The sequence below is a fragment of the Actinomadura sp. DC4 genome (assembly GCF_030406325.1).
Taxonomy (GTDB): Bacteria; Actinomycetota; Actinomycetes; order Streptosporangiales; family Streptosporangiaceae; genus Actinoallomurus.
This window is the reverse complement of record NZ_JAUEQY010000005.1, coordinates 1-17,258: the sequence shown is the minus strand read 5'-3', so window position 1 is coordinate 17,258 and position 17,258 is coordinate 1. Positions and strand designations below refer to the sequence as shown.

The 17,258-nt window shown below is 71.6% G+C and carries 20 protein-coding genes and 1 tRNA gene; 10 read left to right on the top strand and 11 right to left on the bottom strand.

The window, feature by feature from the left end; all coding sequences use genetic code 11:
* Positions 1-34: 34 nt before the first annotated feature.
* Entirely contained in the window at positions 35-274 is a 240-nt protein-coding gene (locus QWU11_RS09550; RefSeq protein ID WP_290104717.1) for a hypothetical protein, read from the bottom strand.
* A gap of 233 nt (positions 275-507) precedes the next feature.
* Here QWU11_RS09550 and QWU11_RS09545 point away from each other — a divergent pair, with 233 nt between their 5' ends.
* Both QWU11_RS09545 and QWU11_RS09540 read left to right on the top strand, forming a co-directional pair.
* Positions 508-1,428 carry an NADP-dependent oxidoreductase gene (locus QWU11_RS09545; protein WP_290104716.1) on the top strand — a complete coding sequence of 307 codons (921 nt, stop codon included), beginning with the start codon at positions 508-510 and terminating at the stop codon, positions 1,426-1,428.
* Positions 1,425-2,918 carry a GNAT family N-acetyltransferase gene (locus QWU11_RS09540; protein WP_290104715.1) on the top strand — a complete coding sequence of 498 codons (1,494 nt, stop codon included), beginning with the start codon at positions 1,425-1,427 and terminating at the stop codon, positions 2,916-2,918. Before QWU11_RS09545 ends, QWU11_RS09540 begins: the two co-directional genes overlap by 4 nt.
* Positions 2,919-2,925: 7 nt before the next feature.
* Here the strand turns inward: QWU11_RS09540 and QWU11_RS09535 are convergent, their stop codons facing one another.
* The 3 genes from QWU11_RS09535 to QWU11_RS09525 form a co-directional block, all read right to left on the bottom strand.
* Positions 2,926-3,855 carry a chlorophyllase gene (locus QWU11_RS09535; RefSeq protein ID WP_290104714.1) on the bottom strand — a complete coding sequence of 310 codons (930 nt, stop codon included), beginning with the start codon at positions 3,853-3,855 and terminating at the stop codon, positions 2,926-2,928.
* A gap of 77 nt (positions 3,856-3,932) precedes the next feature.
* The gene (locus tag QWU11_RS09530) at positions 3,933-4,859 is read right to left on the bottom strand and encodes an NAD-dependent epimerase/dehydratase family protein (RefSeq protein WP_290104713.1); all 927 of its coding nucleotides are present in this window, start codon (positions 4,857-4,859) and stop codon (positions 3,933-3,935) included.
* A gap of 137 nt (positions 4,860-4,996) precedes the next feature.
* A complete protein-coding gene (locus tag QWU11_RS09525) occupies positions 4,997-5,509 on the bottom strand; it encodes a hypothetical protein (RefSeq protein ID WP_290104712.1) in 513 nt (170 codons plus the stop codon).
* 174 nt (positions 5,510-5,683) lie between these two features.
* On the opposite strand from QWU11_RS09525, the gene QWU11_RS09520 reads away from it, so the two are divergent.
* Positions 5,684-6,646: an aldo/keto reductase gene (locus QWU11_RS09520; RefSeq protein ID WP_290104711.1), complete on the top strand. Its 963-nt coding sequence runs from the start codon at positions 5,684-5,686 to the stop codon at positions 6,644-6,646.
* Between the two features lie 83 nt (positions 6,647-6,729).
* A complete protein-coding gene (locus QWU11_RS09515) occupies positions 6,730-8,364 on the top strand; it encodes a DUF4241 domain-containing protein (RefSeq protein WP_290104710.1) in 1,635 nt (544 codons plus the stop codon).
* Here QWU11_RS09515 and QWU11_RS09510 read toward each other — a convergent pair.
* Complete coding sequence (locus QWU11_RS09510; RefSeq protein ID WP_290104708.1) at positions 8,334-9,494, bottom strand: serine hydrolase domain-containing protein; 1,161 nt, start codon at positions 9,492-9,494, stop codon at positions 8,334-8,336. The genes QWU11_RS09515 and QWU11_RS09510 overlap by 31 nt on opposite strands.
* Positions 9,495-9,588: 94 nt before the next feature.
* Entirely contained in the window at positions 9,589-10,146 is a 558-nt protein-coding gene (locus tag QWU11_RS09505; RefSeq protein WP_290104707.1) for a cupin domain-containing protein, read from the bottom strand.
* A 72-nt stretch (positions 10,147-10,218) separates the two neighbouring features.
* Here QWU11_RS09505 and QWU11_RS09500 point away from each other — a divergent pair, with 72 nt between their 5' ends.
* Together QWU11_RS09500 and QWU11_RS09495 are read left to right on the top strand one after the other, a co-directional pair.
* Positions 10,219-10,866 carry a phenylalanine--tRNA ligase beta subunit-related protein gene (locus QWU11_RS09500; protein WP_290104706.1) on the top strand — a complete coding sequence of 216 codons (648 nt, stop codon included), beginning with the start codon at positions 10,219-10,221 and terminating at the stop codon, positions 10,864-10,866.
* The gene (locus QWU11_RS09495; RefSeq protein WP_290104705.1) at positions 10,863-11,699 is read left to right on the top strand and encodes a DMT family transporter; all 837 of its coding nucleotides are present in this window, start codon (positions 10,863-10,865) and stop codon (positions 11,697-11,699) included. The genes QWU11_RS09500 and QWU11_RS09495 overlap by 4 nt, the downstream gene beginning before the upstream one ends.
* A 35-nt stretch (positions 11,700-11,734) precedes the next feature.
* Here the strand turns inward: QWU11_RS09495 and QWU11_RS09490 are convergent, their stop codons facing one another.
* From QWU11_RS09490 to upp, 5 genes are all read right to left on the bottom strand, one after another.
* On the bottom strand, positions 11,735-13,060 hold the full coding sequence (locus QWU11_RS09490; RefSeq protein ID WP_290104704.1) for a helix-turn-helix domain-containing protein: 1,326 nt from the start codon (positions 13,058-13,060) through the stop codon (positions 11,735-11,737).
* 135 nt (positions 13,061-13,195) lie between these two features.
* Entirely contained in the window at positions 13,196-13,723 is a 528-nt protein-coding gene (locus QWU11_RS09485) for a PH domain-containing protein (protein WP_290104703.1), read from the bottom strand.
* Positions 13,720-13,869 carry a hypothetical protein gene (locus QWU11_RS09480; protein WP_290104702.1) on the bottom strand — a complete coding sequence of 50 codons (150 nt, stop codon included), beginning with the start codon at positions 13,867-13,869 and terminating at the stop codon, positions 13,720-13,722. Before QWU11_RS09480 ends, QWU11_RS09485 begins: the two co-directional genes overlap by 4 nt.
* A gap of 130 nt (positions 13,870-13,999) precedes the next feature.
* Positions 14,000-14,212 (bottom strand): hypothetical protein, encoded by a 213-nt coding sequence (locus QWU11_RS09475; protein WP_290104701.1) that lies wholly within the window; start codon positions 14,210-14,212, stop codon positions 14,000-14,002.
* Positions 14,213-14,324: 112 nt separating this feature from the next.
* Positions 14,325-14,963 (bottom strand): uracil phosphoribosyltransferase, encoded by a 639-nt coding sequence (gene upp / locus QWU11_RS09470; protein WP_290104700.1) that lies wholly within the window; start codon positions 14,961-14,963, stop codon positions 14,325-14,327.
* Between the two features lie 316 nt (positions 14,964-15,279).
* Here upp and QWU11_RS09465 point away from each other — a divergent pair, with 316 nt between their 5' ends.
* From QWU11_RS09465 to QWU11_RS09450, 4 genes are all read left to right on the top strand, one after another.
* Entirely contained in the window at positions 15,280-15,756 is a 477-nt protein-coding gene (locus QWU11_RS09465; RefSeq protein ID WP_290104699.1) for a tRNA adenosine deaminase-associated protein, read from the top strand.
* A gap of 27 nt (positions 15,757-15,783) precedes the next feature.
* Positions 15,784-16,236 carry a tRNA adenosine deaminase-associated protein gene (locus QWU11_RS09460; RefSeq protein WP_290104698.1) on the top strand — a complete coding sequence of 151 codons (453 nt, stop codon included), beginning with the start codon at positions 15,784-15,786 and terminating at the stop codon, positions 16,234-16,236.
* Between the two features lie 6 nt (positions 16,237-16,242).
* Entirely contained in the window at positions 16,243-16,698 is a 456-nt protein-coding gene (tadA, locus tag QWU11_RS09455) for a tRNA adenosine(34) deaminase TadA (protein ID WP_290104697.1), read from the top strand.
* Positions 16,699-16,730: 32 nt separating this feature from the next.
* Positions 16,731-16,817: transfer RNA gene (locus tag QWU11_RS09450), tRNA-Ser, on the top strand.
* The last annotated feature ends 441 nt before the right edge of the window (positions 16,818-17,258 follow it).

Sequence of the window (17,258 nt, the reverse complement as noted above, 5' to 3'; positions counted from 1 at the left end):
GGGGCAGTCCTGGCCCGGCTTCAGCTGCGGGGTATCACCAGCTGCTGTAGGACCAGCTGTCCCAGCCGCCACCGCCCCAGTCGTCGTCGCCCCAGTCGTCACCCCAGCCGCAGTCGTCATCCCAGCAACTCTGAGGTGCGACGCTGACGGAGTGCGAGGCGGCCTTGACCGGTTGTTGCGCGCCGGCCGGAGCGGCCGTGCCCACCGCGAGTGCGGCGAGTCCTGCGAAGGCGGTGCCGGCGATGGCTCCCGCCACCCGTGCCCGGATTCTCATAGCAGACTCCCTCGGTCCTTCCACGGCTTGCCCCTGCGGCGCTCGCGCCGGGGGGTCGTGCGACAGCTCGTGCAAAGTCACCCGATCGCCCCCAGGCTATGCCGGTATGTCCGTATGGCGCGGTTGTCCTGGGGTGACACCTCGCCGTACACCCCAGGGTGACCAAGGCGGAAGATCGGCGCCGCATCCGCTGTTGTGCACTGCGGTCCGAGCTCGGCGACAGGGGAGCAGACATGCCACAGGCGGTCAGGTACGAGGAGTACGGCGGGATCGACGTGCTGCGGGTCGTGGAGGTGGAGCGGCCGGTTCCGGGCCCCGGGCAGGTCCTGGTCGCGGTGAAGGCGGCGGGCATCAACCCGGGTGAGGCGGCCGTCCGCGAAGGGGTGTTCGCGGAGCGGTGGCCCTCGACCTTTCCGTCCGGGCAGGGCAGCGACCTCGCCGGAGTGATCGAGGAACTCGGCCCGGACGTCGAGGCCTTCGCGGCCGGCGACGAGGTGATCGGCTTCACGCACGAGCGGGCCAGCCAGGCCGAACTGGTCGTGGTCGAGGCCGCGGACCTGACGCGTCGCCCCGAAGGGGTCTCCTGGGAGGCGGCCGGCTCGCTCTTCGTCGCCGGTACGACGGCGTGGGCGGCGGTACGCGCGGTCGCGCCCGGCGAGGGGGACACGGTCGTCGTCTCCGGTGCTGCGGGCGGGGTCGGCTCGCTGGCCGTGCAGCTCGCCCGGCGCACCGGCGCGACCGTCATCGGGCTGGCGAGCCCGGCCAACCACGAATGGCTCGCCGCGCACGACGTGGTGCCCGTCGCGTACGGCGAGGGTGTGGCCGATCGTGTCCGCGCCGCGGCGCCGGACGGGGTCGACGCGTTCATCGACACCTACGGCGACGGTTACGTCGAGCTCGCCCTCGAACTCGGCGTCGCGCCCGAGCGCGTCAACACCATCATCGACTTCCCCGCCGTGGAGAAGCACGGGGTCAAGGCCGAGGGCAACATGGACGGGGCGAGCGCCGAGGTGCTCGCCGAGCTGGCCGCGCTGATCGCCGACGGGCGGCTCGAGGTGCCGATCACCAGGGTCTACGCGCTCGCCGACGTACGCGCGGCGTACGAGGAGGTCGAGCGCCGCCACGCCCGGGGCAAGATCGTGCTGCGGCCGTGACCGATCTCGCGGTCGTGGAGGTGCCCCAGTGGCGGGGTTCGGGTGCGGTGACCGCGCACCGGCTGCGTGAGGGCGCGCGGCTGCTCGCCGGCCTGGTCCCCGGGACCGCCGAGCGGGTGGAGGTCGCGGACGCGGCCGGCGACGCGGCCTTCGCGGCCAACGCCGCGAACGTCCGGGCCGCCCTCGGCCGTACGCGCGGGCGGCCCGTGTTCGTCGCCGGCGGCGACTGCGGCGTCGAGCTGGCGCCGGTCGCCGCGGCCCTGCGCCGGTACGGCGACCGGCTGGCGGTCGTGTGGTTCGACGCGCACGGGGACCTCAACACGCCCGCGTCCTCGCCGTCCGGCGCGTTCCACGGCATGGTGCTGCGCACGCTGCTCGGCGAGGGGCCGGCCGGGCTCGTCCCGGACCGGCCGCTGCGTCCGGGGCAGGTCGTGCTCGCCGGCGTACGGGCGCTCGACCCGGCCGAGCGCGCCTACGCCGAGGCCGAGGGCCTGCCGATCGTGGCGGACCCGGACGCGCTGGTCGCGGCGGTCGGCGACGCGGACGCGGTGTACGTCCACCTCGACCTCGACGTGCTCGATCCGGAGACCTTCGCCTCGGTCGGCACGCCCGAGCCGGGCGGCCTGACGCCCGGCCAGGTGATCGAGATGGTCGCCGCCCTGGCGGACCGTTTCGAGATCGCGGGGGTGGGCGTCACCGAGTACGAGCCCGCGCGGCCGCGCGACCAGGAGACGCTCGCCGGCCTGGTCGGCGGGGTCGTCGCGGCGTACGCGTCGTCGGAGGTCCGCGCGATCGAACGCCGGGCGTTCGCGGCCTGGCCGGCCGGGAGCGTACGGGAGGAGGCGGGCTGGCTGCTGCGGCACACGCCGGGCGTGGGGCGGCGGCGGTCGAACTCGGCCGTCCCCGTCTCGGAGGCCTCGATCGAGCACCTGGAGGCGTTCTACCGTTCCCGCGGCCGGCCGGCGATGGTGCAGCTCGGCGGCCCGGCGCACGCGGAGCTGGACGCGCGCCTGGCCGACCGGGGTTACGTCGTCGACGCGCCGACGTCCGTGCTGACCGCGTCCACCGCCGATGTCGTGGCGGCGACCCGCGAGGGCTCCGCCGAACTCCGCGAGCGGGCGGACTGGCTGACGACCTTCGCCGAGCTGGACGAACACACCGACAGCGCGCTGATCGGGGAGAAGGTGATCTCCCGCATCGCCGCGCCCGCCGGTTTCATCAGCGCGACGCGCGACGGCCGGGCGGCGGGGATGGGACTGTTCGCCGCCGACTCAGGCTGGGCGGGGGTGTTCGCGATGGCGACCCGGCCGGAGTGCCGCGGGCGGGGCGTCGCGACGGAGGTCCTCGGCGCGGGCGCGCGGTGGGCGCTGGCCCAGGGCGCGACCCGGCTGTACCTCCAGGTCGAGGACGGCAACGCTCCGGCCGGGGCGCTGTACGGTCGCGCGGGCTTCGTGCGCTCGCACGGCTACCACTACCGGATCCGGCGGTAGACCCCGGTCACTTGGCCTCGACCCTCCCGAACGCCTCGGGACCCGTCGTCAGCGCGTCCTGCGCCGCCTGCCAGGCGGGGTCTGCGGGGTAGAGCTCGCTGCGGAGGTAGGCCCAGGTGAGCCGTCGCACGGCGGCGACGCGCTCGGGGTTCTCGTCGGTGGTCTCGGCGACGTCGTAGCCGGAGACGCCGCCGAGACCGTGCCCGGCGCCGAACAGCGTGAGCAGGGTCTTGGGGGCCGGGGCGAGATGGTACGGGTCGGCGTGCCACTCCGGGCCGCGGACCGTCAGGTGGGGCGAGGGGTCGTCGTCGCCGGCGACCACGAGCGCGGGTGTGGTCATCTTGGTGAAGTCCGTGGTCAGGAAGAAGGAGTAGTTCTCGACCACGGCCTGGGTGACGGCGTCGCCGCCTCTGCCCGGCGCGGCGAGGAGAACGCCCGCCCTGATGCGGGGCTCGGCGAGGTCGACCTCGGTTCCGTCGGCGGGGTCGGTGAGCCGGGCGCCCAGCAGCAGGCTCGCGGTGTGCCCGCCCATCGAGTGACCGGCCACGGCGACCCTGCCCGGGTCGAGCCGCCCGCCGAGCTGCGGGACGGCGGCCTCGATCGCGTCGAGCCCATCGAGAACGCGCGTCATGTCCTGGGCGCGCGAACGCCAGTACAGAGGGGCCTCGGGGTCGCCGGGGTCCAGGTGCAGCGTCCTCGAACTCAGGTGGGTGGGCTGGATGACGACGAAGCCGTTGGCCGCCCAGTAGTCGGCGAGCGGGGCGTAGCCGTGCAGTGAGGACAGGTGGTTCGAGGGTCCTTGGCCGTGCGAGAGCAGGATGATCGGCAGCTCGTCTCCGGTGACGGGCGCGGAGACGCGTACCTGGAGGTCGACGGCGCGGCCGGGCGCCGGCAGCACCACCGGGCCGACCGAGAGGACAGGGGTGGGTTCACTCATGATGGGCCTCCCAATGACAAAAACGGAACCTCGCTCCGGTAAAGATACGGAGCGAGGTTCCGCTTTGTCAAAGGGTGCTATCGCCGATCGGGCGAGCCCGCCTCGATCCACTCGTAGACCGCGCGTACGCCGTCGGCCAGGTCGGTGTGTGCGGTCCAGCCGAGATCGGCACGCGCGCGGTCGACGGTGAGGGCGCTGCGCAGCACCTCACCGGCACGGGCCGGCGCGAACTCCGGGTCGAGCGTGCGGCCGGCGGCCTTGCCGACCACGTCGATGAGGTCGAGGATGCTGGTCTCCCGGCCGGTGCCGATGTTCCAGACGCCGGCCTTGCCGGTGCGCGCGGCGGCGAGGAAGGCCTCGGCGACGTCGCCGACGTAGACGTAGTCGCGGGTCTGCGTGCCGTCGCCATAGACGGTGGGCCGCTCGGCGCGCAGCGCCCTGCCGCAGAAGATCCCGACGACGCCGGCCTCGCCGGTGGGGTCCTGCCGCGGCCCGTAGACGTTGGACAGGCGCAGAGCCGCGTGCGTCGTGCCGTACAGCCGGTTGTAGAGGGCGAGGTACTGCTCGGCGCAGTACTTCGCGGTGCCGTACGGCGCCTCGGGCCCCGGCTGCTCGTCCTCGGAGGAGGGCACCCGCACCCCGGCGCCGTAGATGGCCCCGCCCGTACTGGCGAACACGACCCGCGCCCCGATCGCGCGCGCGGCCTCCAGCACGTTGACCGTGCCGACGACGTTGGTCGTCGCGTCCACCGCCGGCGACTCGACCGAGGTCCGTACGTCGATCTGCGCGGCGAGGTGACAGATCACCTCGGGCCGTACGCTCTCGACGATCGACGCGAGCGCGGCGCCGTCGGTGATGTCGACCACGGAGACCGGGACCGAGGGATCGAGACGCCCGGGCCGCCCGCCGTTGTCCACGACGACCGCCTCGTCCCCGCCGGCGAGGAACGCATCCGTCACATGTGAGCCGATGAACCCGGCACCGCCGGTCACGAGAGTCCGCATGTCGGGCAAGCCTAGGTGCTGTTTTCCCAAGCCGCCGCCCGTACCCCGCCGGGACGGCCTCCTCCCCGGCCGGACGAGGCCCGTGATGTGGCCCGTGATGTGGCCCGTGATGTGGCCCGTGATGTGGCCCGTGCCGGCTATGCCGGGCGGAGCATCTTCTTCGCCGTGCGCTCCAGGGTGCGGAGGGAGCCGAAGGTCTCGTCGATCTCCTCCTTGAGGGCTTCGGCGGTCGCCGTACGCTCCTCCTCCGACAGCAGGACCTGGTTCGGGGTCAGGAAGGCCACCCCGCACGCCATCGCCGTGAGCTGCAGGAGCTGCGTCGCCGCCGTCATCAGCGGCTCCTCGACGTCCAGCGCGCCGACGACGAGCCGGAAGTGACGCAGCGCCGCGAACGCCGACTCGAACGCGACCGTACGCGGATCGCCCAGCGGCTCCGTCACCGCCTGGTACGCCGCGGCGATCCGGGTGTTCTCCGTCGCGACGTCGAGGTCCTCCGACAGGTCCTCGCGCCGCAGCTGCGCGAACGCCGCACCGAGCAGCCGGCCGGTCAGCTCGGGCCAGTCCTGTTCGCTCACCTCCTCGGGAGACTCGATGCCGAGGGCGACCAACGCGTCGCGCACCTGCCGGGGGGTGAGGGGCTCTGCCGTCATGTCGCAGAAGCGTAAGTGATCAGATGCCGCCCGGCACTGTCCCTGATGCGCTTCACGAGGAGATAGACGGCAGGTAATTCGCGCTCCTGCCTGGGGCGGGTGGGACGTAGGCTTCGACCCTGGGCGCGGCGAGGGTCACGCGGTGCCCGACACGATCCGAAAGGAACCCCCGCCATGAGGAAGTTCGGGGAGAGCTGGGTTGGTGCGGTCGGTCTCGGCTGCATGGGCATGAGCTGGGCCTACACCGAGTCCGAGCGCGACGACCGCGCGTCGGTGGCGCTGATCAGGGAGGCCGTCGACCTCGGCGTGACGTTCCTCGACACCAGCGACGTCTATGGCGCGGGGCACAACGAGGAGCTCGTGGGCCAGGCCCTGCTGGGCGTACGCGACCGGGCCGTGCTCGGCAGCAAGGTCGGCCTCGTCACCGACCCCGGCACGGGCGAGGTGGTCCGCGACGGCTCGCCCGGACACGTACGCGAGGCGGTCGAGGCGAGCCTGCGCCGGCTCGGTACCGACGCGATCGACCTCTACTACCTGCACCGCGTCGACCCCGACGTGCCGCTCACCGAGACGTGGGGGGCCATGGCCGAGCTGGTCGGCGAGGGCAAGGTCCGCCATCTCGGTCTGTCGGAGGTCGACGTCGCCCAGGCCGAGGAGGCGCACGCCGTGCACCCGGTCGCGGCGATCCAGTCCGAGCTGTCGCTGTGGACGCGCGACGCGCTCGGCGCCGCGAACGGCGACGGCCCCGGTGACGTCGTCGGCTGGTGCGCCGCGAACGGCGCGGCGTTCGTGCCGTTCGCGCCCCTCGGCCGCGGCTTCCTCACCGGCGCGGTGACGAAGGCGAGCTTTGAGGAGAGCGACCTTCGCGGCCGGATGCCGAGGTTCCAGGAAGACGTCCTGGAACAGAACCTCCGCATCGTCGACGTCGCCCGTACGGTCGCCGAGCGGCTCGGCGCGACCCCGGCCCAGGTCGCCATCGCCTGGACGCTTTCCCAGGGCGAGCACGTCATCCCGATTCCCGGCACGAAGAAGCGCCGCTACCTCCACGAGAACACCGTGGCCGCCGGGGTCGACCTCACCGATACCGATCTGGCCGAGCTCGACGCCGTACCCCCTCCTGTCGGCACCCGTTACTAGGCTCTCGCGAAGACGCAAGAACCCCCGGCGGCTCGCACGACGTGTCACCGGTAACGCGCTTCGACGTTCCCCTAGGAGTGGCCATGCCCATGCCCGCCCCCGACTTCGAGCGGCTCTTCGTGCCCGGCACGCGGCACACGCTGTGGGGTGACACCGCCGTTACGATCCGCCTGCGGACCGGCACCGAGCTGTCGCTGCCGTCCGGGCGGGTCGTCGCCGGTGAGCCGTTCATGTTCGCCGGCATGGAGGACTCCTCCGGGTTCGTCCAGCGGGTGCCGCCCGGCCGATACCCGCTGGTGCTCGTCCTCGGCGTGTTCGGCGAGGGCACCGAGGGTGAGCACTCGACGATCGCCGCGGCCCGCCTGGTCATCCGCGACGAGCCCGTCGACTCGTGGGAGCTCGCGGTCTACGAGGGCCAGGACCCGTCCGGCCTGGGCGACGACGAGTTCTTCGGCTACCCCGTCGACGGCGGCACCGGCGGTTTCGTCGACGTGCAGAACATCGCGCCTCTCTGCGCCGACCACGACGTCTACCTCGACCGGCTGATGGAGGCCCTCGACGTACGCGCCGAGGACTACGTCGCCCCGGTGGTCCTGACCGACGACGCGTCCGAGCCGATCGTGGTCGCGTTCTCCTCTGGAGGCGGCGACGGCTTCTACCCCACCTGGGTCGGCCGTACGGCGGGGGGCGAGGTGGCCTGCCTGCTCACCGACTTCTTCCTGCTGCCAGGCGAGGACGAGGACGAGGATGACGAGCCGGACGCGCCGGCGCCCTCCTTCGGGCTCGGCGACTTCGCGCAGGGGCACGAGATGCGCGTCGGGCAGGCGCTGCGGCGCCAGTCCCTGACCTCGCCCTCCGGCCGGTACGTCTTCGTCCACCAGGACGACGGCAACCTCGTGCTGTACGACAACGCCCGGCTGGAGGCGCGCTGGGCGACCGGCACCTGCGCGTCGAACGCGCGGCTCTGCACTCTGCGCGAGAAGGAGGGCCTGGTCCTCTTCGACGGCGGTGGCCGTCAGGTCTGGGCCTCGGGCGTCTCCGGCGGTTTCGCCGCGCGGCTGATCGTGCGCGACGACGGCGACGTCGTGGTGGAGGACTTCGCCGGTACGGCGGTCTGGTCCTCCGGCACCGCCGAGGCGGCGGCGCCGGACGGCCCGCCGGCGATCGGCGACCGCATGCTCCCCGGGCAGACGCTCGGCCGGCAGTCCCTGACCTCCCCCTCGGGGCGCTACACCTTCGTGCACCAGGACGACGGCAACCTCGTGCTCTATGACAACCAGGGCGGCCACGCGGCGTGGTCCTCCGGTACACAGGGGCTGGACACCGCCCGGTGCGTCCTCCACCTGGACGGAGACCTCGCCCTCTACGACAGGGAGGCCCGCGCCGTGTGGTCCACGGACACGGGCCGTCACCCGGACAGCGTGCTCAGCGTCGGGGACGACGGCGTCGCCCTCCGTGCCACGGACGGCACGGTGCTGTGGAGCGCCCCGGCCGCCCCCGCGGGCGGCCGGCCCTGGAAGGAGCCGCTGGGGCAGCCGTTGTCGGCCCTGCGGCCCGCGGTGCCCGCCGTACCTGCCGTGCCCGCCAAACCCACGCGGCCGGTGTCGGCGGCCGTGCCGGGGTCCCCCCTCCGGCCGGCGGTCCCGACACGCCCGGCGGTCCCGTCACGTCCGGCGCGCCCGGCGGTTCAGAAGCGCCCGGTGGACGAGGCGGAGTAGCCGGCCGGGCCGTCGCAGAGCGCCGCGCCGATCGCGGCCGTGGCGTCGGCGTCCTGGGCGTCGGTGCCACCGGGGTCGAGGTTCACCATGACGGTCGCGCGCCGTCCGTCCACGGTCGCGCCGCCGAGCGTCTCGAACCCGAAGATGTCGCCGCCGTGCCCCCAGTACACCCCGCCGCACGGCAGCGACCGGCTCTCCAGGCCCAGGCCGTACGCCCGCCCGTCCGCGCCGCCGGTCGCCCGCGTCGTCATCATCTCCCTGAGCTGCGCCGGGCGCAGCAGCCGCCCGTGCAGGAGCGCGTCGAAGAACCGCGACATGTCCGCGCCGCTGGAGATCATGTCGCCGGACCCGGCGGCGACCGAGGGGTTGAACTCCGTCATCTCGACGACCGGCGTGCCGTTGTCGGGCCGCACGTAACCGCGCGCGTGCGGGCCGGGGATGGTCGTCCGGTCGCCGGGGACGGACGTCGCGCGCAGGCCGAGAGGCGTCAGGATGCGCCGCCGGATCTCCTCTCCGTACGGGTGCCCGGTCACCTTCTCGATCAGCAGCCCGGCCAGCAGGTAGTCGGTGTTGGAGTAGCTCCAGCCCTTGCCGGGCCGGAACAGGGCGGGATGGCCGAGGGCGAGGCTCAGCAGGGCCGAACGGTCGTAGTGGGCGTACGGGTGGGCGATGAGGTCCGGGAACGAGAGGTAGATCAGGTAGTCGGGCAGCCCGCTCGTGTGCTGGAGCATCTCCCGTACGGTGATCTCGCGGCCGTCGTTGCCGTTCCCGCGCACCAGGCCCGGCAGGTAGCGCTCGATCGGGGCGTCCAGCGCGACGCGGTGCTCGCCGACGAGCTGGAGCACCACGGTCGCGACGTACGGCTTGGTCATGCTGCCGATCCGAAACCTGCCGTCGCCCGGGATCGGCGCACCGGTCTTCAGGTCCCCGACCCCGCTGGTGAGTACCGCGCGGCCGGTCCGGTCCTCGACCTCGGCGAACGCTCCCGGGGCCCCATCCTCGCCGGTCAGCCGCTGGAGCACCTGGCGCAGGCCGGGCCGCTCCGTGGCGGCCGTCGCCCGCGGCGACGCCGCGACACCCGCGGCCACGGCCAGGGCGAGCGCGCCGCCCACCACTCGTACGTATCTCACGTGATTCCTCCCCGTCGGTCGTGCAGGAGCCATCACGTTAGGAAGCGCGCGCTGTCGTCCGCGTCACCCGCGAGAGCCATCGCACGCGTCGTACTCAGGGGTCCATCACGGTGAGGATGAAACGCACATCCTCGGTGCTCTCGTTCGCGTACGAGTGCGGCCGGTCGCCGCGGAACACGACCGCGTCGCCCTCGGTCACCTCCGTACGCTCCTCGCCGACGAGCAGGCACAGCAATCCGGACTCGACCGTGATGATCTCTCGGGTGCCGGATGTGTGCGCCTCGCTGTCGCGGCGTTCGCCGGCCCGCAGCTCCCATCGCCACAGCTCCACCGACGGGCGCGGGTCGCTGCCGGCCAGCAGCGTGCCGGTGCCGCCGGAGGGCCCGTGCCACAGGACGACGTGCCGCGCGGCCGGGAAGAGCTGGATCGCCGGGTCCTCCTCCACCTGGACGAGGCGGGTGAGGGGAACGCCGAGGGTCTCCGCGACGCGGATCAGCGTGCCGAGGTTGGGGTTGCCGCGCGCCTGCTCCAGGGCGACGAGCACGCCCTTGCTGACCCCGGCGCGCGCGGCGAGCTGGTCGAGGCTCCAGCCGCGTGCGCCCCGCAGGGCGCGTACGGATCGTGCCACCGCGTCGCCGACCTTGTCTGCCATCGCCTCACACCTCAGCGGTCGATATAATGCACCGTACGGTACGATATTCCGACCGGACCGGGAGGGGCCACCATGCTGGAACGAATTCTCATCGAGGACACCGTACGCGCGTTGCGCCCCGACTTCGCGGTGCTGCTGATGACCGCCGAGGGCCTGGTGAACGGGCCGTCCAGCGGGGACACCGTCACCACCGGCGACCTGGCCGAGTCCGCCGGACCCCACGTGGAGGCCTGGCGCGAGGCCTACCGAGGCTTCGGGGTGAACCCCAAGCGCGCCCGGCCCTCGGTGGACGCCCTGCTCCGCCGCGCGGAGCTCCCCGGCATCAACCGCGTCGTGGACGCCTACAACGCGATCAGCGTCCGATACGGCCTGCCCATCGGCGGCGAGGACCTCGACGCGTACGACGGTCCGGCCCGGCTGGTCCGGGCCGACGGGAGCGAGCCGTTCGCCACGGTCAAGAACGGCGAGCCGGTCGTCGAGCACCCCGAGCCCGGCGAGGTGGTCTGGCGCGACGACGCCGGCGTCACCTGCCGCCGCTGGAACTGGCGGCAGTGCACCCGCACCCACATCACCGAGCGGACCAAGAACGCGCTGTTCGTCATGGAGCGGCTGGACCCGTACCCGCTCGAACGCCTCACCGCCGCAGGCGCCGACCTGGCCGCGCTGCTGCGCGAGATCACCCCGTCGGTCCTGATCGAGACACGCCTGGTCGAGCCATGATCATCATGTTCGCGCTGGCCTCGGCGATCGTGTTCGGGGCCGGTGACTTCTGCGGCGGGGCCGCCTCTCGGCGTGCGGGCTCCACGTCCGTCCTGCTCGTCAGCCTGCCGGCCGGGCTGGGGCTGCTGCTGATCGTCGCGCTGGCACTCGGCGGCGACACGCGTTCGGGCGCGCTCGCTTGGGGCGTCGCCTCCGGCATCGCCGGCGGCGCGGGCCTGCTGGTGTTCTACCGCGCTCTGGCCGAGGGCCCGATGAGCGTGGTCGCCCCGGTGTCGGGCCTGATGGCCGCCGTGGTGCCCGCCGTCGTCGGCGTGGCGAGCGGCGACCGGCTGTCGATCGCCGCGTTCGTCGGGATCGGGCTGTGCCTGGTCGCCATCTGTTTCGTCAGCATCGAGAAGGGCGGCGGATCCGTACGCCGGCTGAGCGGGCCGATCCTGGCCGTGCTGGCCGGTGCGGGCTTCGGGTCGTTCTTCGTCTTGATCCAGCACGGCGACGACGGCACCCTGTGGCCGCTGGTGGCCTCCAAGGCGGTCAGCGTGCTGATGGTCGTCGCCGCGGCGATGGTGGCCGGGCACGGGCCGGCGTCGGTGCTGCGGAACCGCGTCACACTCGGCGTCACCCTGCTGGCGGGCTCGCTCGACGTGCTCGGTAACGCGCTGTACGTCCTGGCGGCGCGCGAGGGGATGCTCAGCATCGCGGGGGTGCTCAGCTCGCTGTATCCGGCGAGCACGGTGCTGCTGGCCAGAGTGGTGTACGGCGAGCGGCTACGCCCGATCCAGCGCATCGGCCTGATCGTGGCGGTGGCCGGAGTCGGCCTGGTCACGTCGAACTGAGGCTCCCGGCCCCCTGGGGAGCCGGGAGCCGGTGTTCAGCCCAGATTGACGACGATGTCGGAGTGCTGCGGGCTCGACCGCAGACCCGCCGACTCGAGCGCCTTGCGGTAGGAGTCCATCATCGCGGTGGCGTCATCGGCGGTGCCGAACAGGTCACCGAGCTCACGCCAGACCCGCGCGGTCGCTCGCGAGGTCTCCAGCCCGGCCAGTTCGTCACGGGTGGCGCGCAGCGCGGCGAGTGCCCCGGTGCGGTCGCTCGTGGCGATCAGTGCCTGGGCCAGCATGAGCCGGGCCCGGATGGAGGTGACCGAGGACTCGGGCTTGGAGGTCAGCTCGTCCAGCACCTGCTTGGCGATCGAGACGGCCGCGGCCGGCTCGCCGAGCAGCACCTTCGAGCGTGCCTTCTCGATCTTGCACTCGGCCGCGTCCACGCCGCTGAGCATGGGCTCGGCGGCGTTCAGCAGTTCGAGCGCCTTGCCCGCGTCCATCGGGGACGCGCCCGACGGGAGAAGCGTGCGTGCGGCGGTCACCCGCAGCCGCGCCTGCGCCTTGGCCTGGTCGCCGCCGGCGTGCAGGGCGAGCGCCTGCTCGGCGAGATAGAGCGACTCGCCGCCCTCACCCTCGTCCAGCGCCTGCTTGCTGGCCTCGACGTAGGCCGAGACCATGACGGCCGGGTCGGGCTCGGTCGCGGACAGGAGCCGCTCGGCGAGCTCGCCCGCCGGCTCGGGCTCGCCGCGGTCGAGGTAGGTCGCGATGAGAGTACGGCCGATTTCGGCCGCGTCCTCACCGCCGAGCAGGCGAAGGTCGGCCAGGCGGCTCAGCGCGGACTCGCCCAGGGCGAGCGTGCGGCCGAGGTCACCGGCGGCGCGGTAGCAACGGGACAACACGATCGTCACCGGCAACCAGCCCGCGCGACCACGGTCGCGCGTCGCCTCCTCGCGCAGCTCCTCGAGAGCCTTGATCGCCTCTTCGCCGCGGCCCATCGTCTCCAGAGCCCGCGCGCGACCCCACCGGGCGCGCTTCATGAGCTCGGGGTCGTTGTCGACCGCTTCGAGGATCTCCCCGAACCACGCGAGAGCCTGCTGGGCGTCGCCGCCGAGCAGCGAAAGCTCCGCGTGACGTGCGCGTACCTGCAGGTGCAGGCGTTCTTCCGGCTCGATTCCCTCGGAGAGGTACTCCGGCAGGCAGCCGAGGCGGCTGGCCAGCAGCCGTACGACGGCGGGCGTCGGGGTTCGCTTCCCCGACTCGATCAATGAGATGTAACTGTCGGACAACTCGGTCCCGGCAAGCTGCGCCTGAGAGAGGTGCTTACTCAGACGCAGGTTACGGACTCGTTCACCAACGCTTCCTTGACCCGGCATCTCGACTCACTTACCGAAGGGCTTCACGCGGATTGGGTTACGACCTGATTGTGGGTTGCACTACCTCACAGAAGGAGGGTAACCCAAACAACTTGGACAACGTGTAGGTGTTCGGGTCAAGTTACCGAGTAGAGATCAGTCGTCGCCAGAGTCACTCGTCGGGAAGATCATGCTGCAGACCTCTAGGTACAACTGCTCAGGGTACGGGAGGTAGTCGACAACGCGGAAGGCTTGATCTTGACCGGCGGACTCAAGAACGAACTCGCCATAGCCGAGCATCCGGCCGCTGATCGAGCGTTGGAAGCTCATGTCGGTGACTTTGGCCAGCGGCATCATGGCCACCTTACGAGTGAGCAGCCCGGTGGTCAGGAGCATGCGCTGGTTGGTGATGACGAAGTAGTCCACCGACCATGTCGCGACCTTCCAGACGAACCATGCCAGCAGCACCAGCCACGCCCACCAGATCCAGTTGACCAGGGCGCCGTTGCGGTCCACGACGACATTGCTCAGCACGCCCGCGACCACCAGCCCACCGAGGACGAACGCGATGGGGGTCATGAGGACGGCCGGATGCCGGCGTACGGTGATCACCTGCTGCTCGTGCGGCAGGAGATAGCGGTGGATTGAGGCCGGCGCGGAGTCGCCGGGGGTCACGAGCCTCATAGCGCGTTGACGAACCGGGACAGCGAGTCGCCGGCGGAGGCGAGGCTGCCGGCCGTGCTGTGGACGATGCGGGCGGCGCCGCCAGGAGACTTGAGCAGGTAGAAGGCCACGAAGGCCGCCAACGCCCAAGTGAGGTACTTCTTCAAGGAACCCCGCCTCCCGAAGCCTGACCCACTGACCCAACTCAAGTAGTACACCAGCCGTGGATGTGGCTGCAAAGAGGCGCGTGACCGTATCTGGTCGCCGAAACCGGCGTTAACAGGACATTGACTACGATCAGCTCCCACCGTGCCCTTCGGCGGCCGCCAGCGCGAGTACTTCGAGGTGCTTGCGGGCGATGCGCTCGACGAGTTCGGGGGACGCCTCGCCGATCACCTCTTCCGCGCTGTGCCGCGCCGCCTCGACGCACCGGATCACCATCTCCGCGGGATGCACCTCGCCGAACTCCTTGGCGAGGTTCTCGGCAACCGCCTCAAACGACCACGTCATAACGCTCCCCGACCTACCGCCGGCGACGCGATGCGCCACCGGACCCCCGATGCTCACGATCCGTGACAGGCTATTACCCTCTGTGCGTGGATCTTGAACGCGGGCCGGGAGGCTAGACGACGCCGTACAGACGATCTCCCGCGTCACCGAGGCCCGGCACGATGAAGCCGTTCTCGTTGAGGTGGTCATCGATCGCCGCCGTGACGATCCGTACGGGCACGCGGGATCCGGACAGGGCCTCCTCCATGTGCGCGATGCCCTCGGGTGCGGCGAGCAGGCAGATCGCGGTCACGTCGTCGGCACCGCGCTCCAGGAGCAGTTCGATGGCCGCGGCGAGGGTGCCGCCGGTGGCGAGCATCGGGTCAAGGACGTAGCACTGCCGGCCCGACAGGTCATCGGGCAGCCGCGTCGCGTACGTCGTGGCCTTCAGGGTGCCCTCGTCGCGCACCATGCCCAGGAAACCGACCTCCGCCGTCGGCAGGAGGCGGGTCATGCCGTCCAGCATGCCGAGGCCGGCGCGGAGGATCGGCACCACCAGCGGTTGTGGCCGCGTCAGGCGTACGCCATCGGCCGGGCCGACCGGTGTGGTGACCGTCACATCGGCGACGCGGACGTCGCGGGTCGCCTCGTACGCGAGAAGTGTGACGAGTTCGTCGGCCAGCCGCCGGAACGTCGGTGAGTCTGTGGTCTCGTCGCGAAGCGTCGTCAGCTTGTGGGCCACGAGCGGATGATCCGCCACCAGGGTCTTCATATTGGATCACGGTAGCCGAATGGATACCTGAGCATGGGGAACGTACCCGTCATGGACGATCGCATGAGTCATGAGGAGGTCAGAGATCGACTTCGCCGCCGGGCGGTGTTCTTGCGTGAGCTGGCAGAGGCTCGTGAGCTCCGCAAGCGCGTGAGCCCCCGGCGATCACGGCGAGAACGCGTCAGAGCCGCACTCCGCATGCGTACGTTCCGGGCGAACTAGGGGGTTCCCGCCACGCAGGTTTCGCGGTGCCGCAAGTGTCGCAGCCCCACATCTGTCAGGATGCCCGAGCAGGACGCGCGCCGGTGGGGTGAAGATGACGCAACTGGACACGGCGGATTTTGCTGTCGTGGTCTCCCGCGAGGACGACGCCTGGGAAGTAGAACAGCTTCCCATCGCGTTGACTGAGGACCTCGCGGGCTTGATCCATGCCCTCAGGCAACAGCCCAGCATGGCGGGCACGATCGGCATGGCCGCGGTCGGAGACGACTTCTTCGTGGCGCTACGGGTGCTGGCGGACGAGGTGATGATCTTCCTGTCCGACGTCACGGCCTCACTCGACTGGCCACTGGCCGGGCAGGTCGTCGAATTCCTCGAGCTGGACATCCCGGACGACGAGGACCTCGACCAGGTGCTGCCGGCCGGCGACATGTCGATCTTCGCGGACCTCGGGCTCGACGAGATGGAGCTCGGTGCTCTCTCCGGCGACCTCGACCTCTACCCCGACGAGATGCTGTCGAGCATCGCCACACGCCTCGGATTCGGCGCCGCTTTCGAGCGTGCGATCGAATGACCGTCGCATTTCGGAGACAATGAAGGCGTGCCGTACTTCTCCATGGCCTTCGCCCGCGGCGACGCCGGATGGATCGGGACCGAGGCCGACCTTGCCGAGGTCGCCGGTGTCGATGACATCACCGACATCATGCGAGAAACCGCCGTCGAGACGGCGGCCGACACGGTCGTCCTCCTCGTCGAGCAAGAAGACGAGTGGTTCGCCGTCGTACGCCTGGACGACGGCGAGGACCCACGTGTCTTCCTCTCCGACCCCCGGGCGACCCTGACCAGCGATCTCGCCCGCATGCTCCACGAGCAGATCGGCGCCATCGACGAGGTCCCCACCGACGATCCCGTCGGCGACCCCGGACTGCTCTCCGACCTCGGCACGGACGCCCCACGCCTGAACGAGCTCGGCGAGCGCACGCTGCCCGGTGACGCGCTGTCCGTGATCGCCGAGCGTGCGGGGTTCGCCGACGACTACGAGCGTCTCCGGTAGCTCCTCATGCGCGAGCCGGCCATGGCGGAGGCGATGCGCCTCGCGTTGCGCGAGGCCGGCCGGGCGGCTGGCGACGTCCCGGTGGGCGCGGTGGTCCTCGACCCGTCGGGCCAGCTCCTGGGCGCGGGCTGCAACGAACGCGAACGTACGGGCGACCCGACCGCGCACGCCGAGATCCTCGCCCTGCGCCGAGCCGCCGCCCGCCTGGGCGAATGGCGGCTGACCGGCTGCAGCCTGATCGTGACGCTGGAGCCGTGCACGATGTGCGCGGGAGCCGCGGTTCTGGCCCGGGTCGAACGCATCGTGTACGGCGCGATCGACTCCAAGGCGGGGGCAGTGGGATCGCTCTGGGACGTCGTACGCGACCGGCGCCTCAACCACCGCCCGGAAGTCATCGCCGGCGTCCTCGCCGAGGAGTGCGGGAGCCTGCTGACCGAATTCTTCGCCCGGAGGCGGGACTGAGGAGGCGTGAGCTTCCGGTAGGCTCGCGTCTTGGTGGAGTCGCCTAGTGGCCGAGGGCGCACGCCTCGAAAGCGTGTGATGGGGCAACTCATCCGTGGGTTCAAATCCCACCTCCACCGCTGGGTGGCTTACCCTGCTCGCCGCCCCCCTGTTGGGGGGCGGCTTCGCGTTTCCCAGCTCCATTCGCCCGGGGGGCCGAGCCCCCCGGAGCCCCCGCGATTGACGGTTGCTGTCATCCCGTTGCTCGCCGCCCCTTCGGGGCGGCATCGGGCTTCCTCCGCCTCTTCCGCCTCTTCCGCTTCCGCGCTTCCGCCTCTTCCGCTTCCGCGCTTCCGCGCTTCCGCCTCTTCCGCCTCTTCCGCTTCCGCGCTTCCGCCTCTTCCGCTTCCGCGCTTCCGCGCTTCCGCCTCTTCCGCTTCCGCGCTTCCGCGCTTCCGCCTCTTCCGCCTCTTCCGCTTCCGCGCTTCCGCCTCTTCCGCTTCCGCGCTTCCGCGCTTCCGCCTCTTCCGCCTCTTCCGCTTCCGCGCTTCCGCCTCTTCCGCTTCCGCGCTTCCGCGCTT